Origin of the sequence: Clostridium sp., from assembly GCF_040797585.1 — a bacterium.
In the GTDB taxonomy this organism is placed as follows: domain Bacteria; phylum Bacillota; class Clostridia; order Clostridiales; family Clostridiaceae; genus Clostridium_Z.
This window is the reverse complement of the sequence record NZ_JBFNEO010000274.1, coordinates 1-3,034: the sequence shown is the minus strand read 5'-3', so window position 1 is coordinate 3,034 and position 3,034 is coordinate 1. Positions and strand designations below refer to the sequence as shown.

At 27.7% G+C, this 3,034-nt stretch carries 3 protein-coding genes; all 3 read left to right on the top strand.

Translation table 11 applies throughout. The annotated features are described in order from the left end of the window. A partial coding sequence (locus AB2369_RS12655; RefSeq protein WP_367666833.1) for a sensor histidine kinase occupies positions 1-1,169 on the top strand: 1,169 nt, incomplete at its 5' end. A gap of 34 nt (positions 1,170-1,203) precedes the next feature. Then, positions 1,204-2,247, top strand: coding sequence for an Ig-like domain-containing protein (locus AB2369_RS12650; RefSeq protein WP_367666832.1), 1,044 nt, complete (start codon positions 1,204-1,206; stop codon positions 2,245-2,247). A 276-nt stretch (positions 2,248-2,523) separates the two neighbouring features. Next, positions 2,524-3,034 (top strand): tetratricopeptide repeat protein (locus AB2369_RS12645; protein WP_367666831.1); only part of this gene is annotated, 511 nt, incomplete at its 3' end.

The following is a 3,034-nucleotide window of genomic DNA, read 5'->3' as shown; positions in this document are numbered from 1 at the left end:
GTAATGAGGAGTTTGAGGAAGTAGTTGAAGGCAGTATTGAGAGAGCTGCTAATGGAAAAGCCGTAGTTAATTTAAAATATATAAATAATAGTATTTATGGAGTATTAACATATCCTTTATATATTAATGACAATTATTTAGGGATAGTTACCATAAATAAAAATTATAAAGATTTATATTCTTCTTATGAAAAAGCTATGCAATTTACTTCATTAATGGAGGTTATAGTTTTTCTTATCATATTTATATTGATTTTCTTAATTATAGGAAGAATTACAGATCCAATTACCAAGCTAACAGAGGCTGTTAACATGGTAGGAGAAGGGGATTATGATATATCTATTGATATAAAGAGTGAAGATGAGGTTGGAATATTAGCAAATGAATTTATTAGTATGAAGGATAAGATACAGAATCATATAGAGAATATAAATTTACAAAAGGAAAAAGTAGAAAAACTTGAAGTAAGTAGAAGAGAGTTTTTTAATAATGTAACCCATGAATTAAAAACTCCTTTGACTTCAATTTCAGGATATGCCGAAATGCTAAAAGATGAGATGGTAAAGGATGAAGAGTTTAATAAGAGAGCTATAGAGAGAATATATTCTGAAAGTGAAAGGTTACATGGACTTGTATTAGATCTTATAGAGGTATCAAAGGGATTATCTAATGTAGAGAAAGATAATGAAAATATTGATATGAAGATACTACTAAGTGAAATCTGTGATGATATGACCATAAAAGCTGAAAAATATTCATTAAAATTATGTACAAGTATTAAAGAAGGATATATATTTGGACAGAGCAATAGAATTAGAGAGTTAATTATAAATATTATAGATAATGCAATAAAATATTCTAAGGATAATGAAGAAATTATTGTTAATGGTGAAGAAAGAAATAACTACTATAATATTGAAGTTTCTAATAAAGGGGGCCCAATTCCAGAAGAGATATATAATCATATATTTGAGCCATTTATAAAGTCAGCACAATCTAGAGAAAAGCAAAGTAGGGGATTAGGGCTATATATATGTAGTGAGATATCAAAGGAACATAAGGGTCATATATCCATAGAGAATGGAGAATTAATTAAAGTTAAAATAGAAATTCCTTCTATCGGCAACAACTTGGAAACAAGTGAGTATGATTTGGTAAAAACCTCATGATAGTATTTAAATATAAAAACAGAGGAGGATGTTTATGAAAAATACTATTATAAGAAAGTTGTTATCATTATTTTTATTATTAGTTCTTACTCTATCTATGATGGCTTGTCAGGCTAAGGATAAGGAAATAGTATTAGCAAATGATGTTATGGAGCAAGTAAAGGTAGAAGAAATGGAGGTAAAAGATAGTATTCATAGGGGGAATAAGTATTTAGAAGAAGAAAAGTATGATGAGGCTAGAAAAGCTTATGAAGAAGCCATATCTATGGGGATAAATAATAAGGACACATATCTTGAAATAAAGAATATGTATATGGAAAAAAAGAGATTTGATGATGCATATTATATAATAAAACTAGCAATAGAGAACAATGTAGATATTGACAATATGAAAGCCATACTTGAAGATATAAAGAAGAATTTTGAGGAAATAACTATGGAGAATTCCATAAATGAAAGAGATAATTATAGCTTACCTAAGGATGTAGTCTTAAATATAAATGGGAAAGATGTAAAAGGTATTGTGAAATGGGAGAGTAATGAGGTTAATACAAGTAAACCAGGAAATTATATATATAAAGGAGTAGTTGAGCAGTATGGAAGAAGTGTTAAGCTAACCTTAAATGTAAAAGCTAAGCCTAAAGAGGTAGTTAAAGAGAAGAAAATAGGCTATGTTAAAGAGGTTGGTAAGGATTATATAAAGTTTGATGAAGTAGAATTCTATATGTATGAAGACGCCTATAGAGAGGCAAAAAAAGATGGTGAGTTAGACTATGATTATTACAATCCAGAAGGAACTGTTTATAATGATTATCATATAAGAAATAACAATTATGATTTAAAAAAGTATAATTTTAGTAAGGATATAGTTTTTAAATTATGTAAAGGTAGAGTATCACAATCATATTCTAATGGAGCAGAGACAACAGAGGTTTCCTATGAAGTATTTAAACAGGTAGCTGATAAGACAGACTCAGCATACAATAAAAACTTAAATATAGTGGAGAAAGGTATTTTATGCTGGATATATCTTGAGGACAATAATGTTGTTAAAATAGAACATCAATATACACCTTAAATGAAATTTGAAATTATAAATAGAAGATGAATTTACTAATATAATAGATGACTTATAAGATTATATAGATATAGAGAAAAACAAAATAGAGATTTATGTATATATGTATTGATGGATGAAGAGAGTATAAGTCATATGTATATATATAAACAAGAGAATCAATTAAATGCAAAATTAAGATTTTATCTACCGGCAACAACTTGGAAACAAATGAGCATAATTTGGTAAAGATCTCATGATAGTATTTAAGTATAGAAACTAAAGGAGGATATTTTTATGAATAATACTATTATAAAGAAGTTGTTATCATTATTTTTATTATTAGGTCTTACCTTATCTGTGATGGCTTGTCAGGCTGAAGATAAAGAGATAGTATTAGCCAATGATGTTATGGAGCAAGTAAAGGTAGAGGAAATGGAGGTGAAAGAAAGTATTCAAATAGGCAATAAGCATTTAGAGGAAGAAAAGTATGATGAAGCTAAGAAAGCTTATGAAGAAGCCATATCTATGGGGATAAATAATAAAGACACATATCTTGAAATAAAGGATATGTATATGGAGAAAAAGAGATTTGATGATGCATATTATATAATAAAACTAGCAATAGAGAATAATGTAGACATTGACAATATGAAAACTATACTTGGAGATATAAAGAAGAATTTTAAAGAAACCACTATTGAGAGTTCTATAAATGAAAAAGATAACTATAATTTACCTAAAGATGTAACCTTAAATATAAACGGAAAAGATGTAAAAGGTATTGTGAAATGGGAGAGTAATGAGG

What these genes read in the sequence shown, in the direction of transcription:
- AB2369_RS12650 (WP_367666832.1), top strand. Translation starts at nt 1,204, where the DNA reads ATGAAAAATACTATTATAAGAAAGTTGTTATCATTATTTTTATTATTA.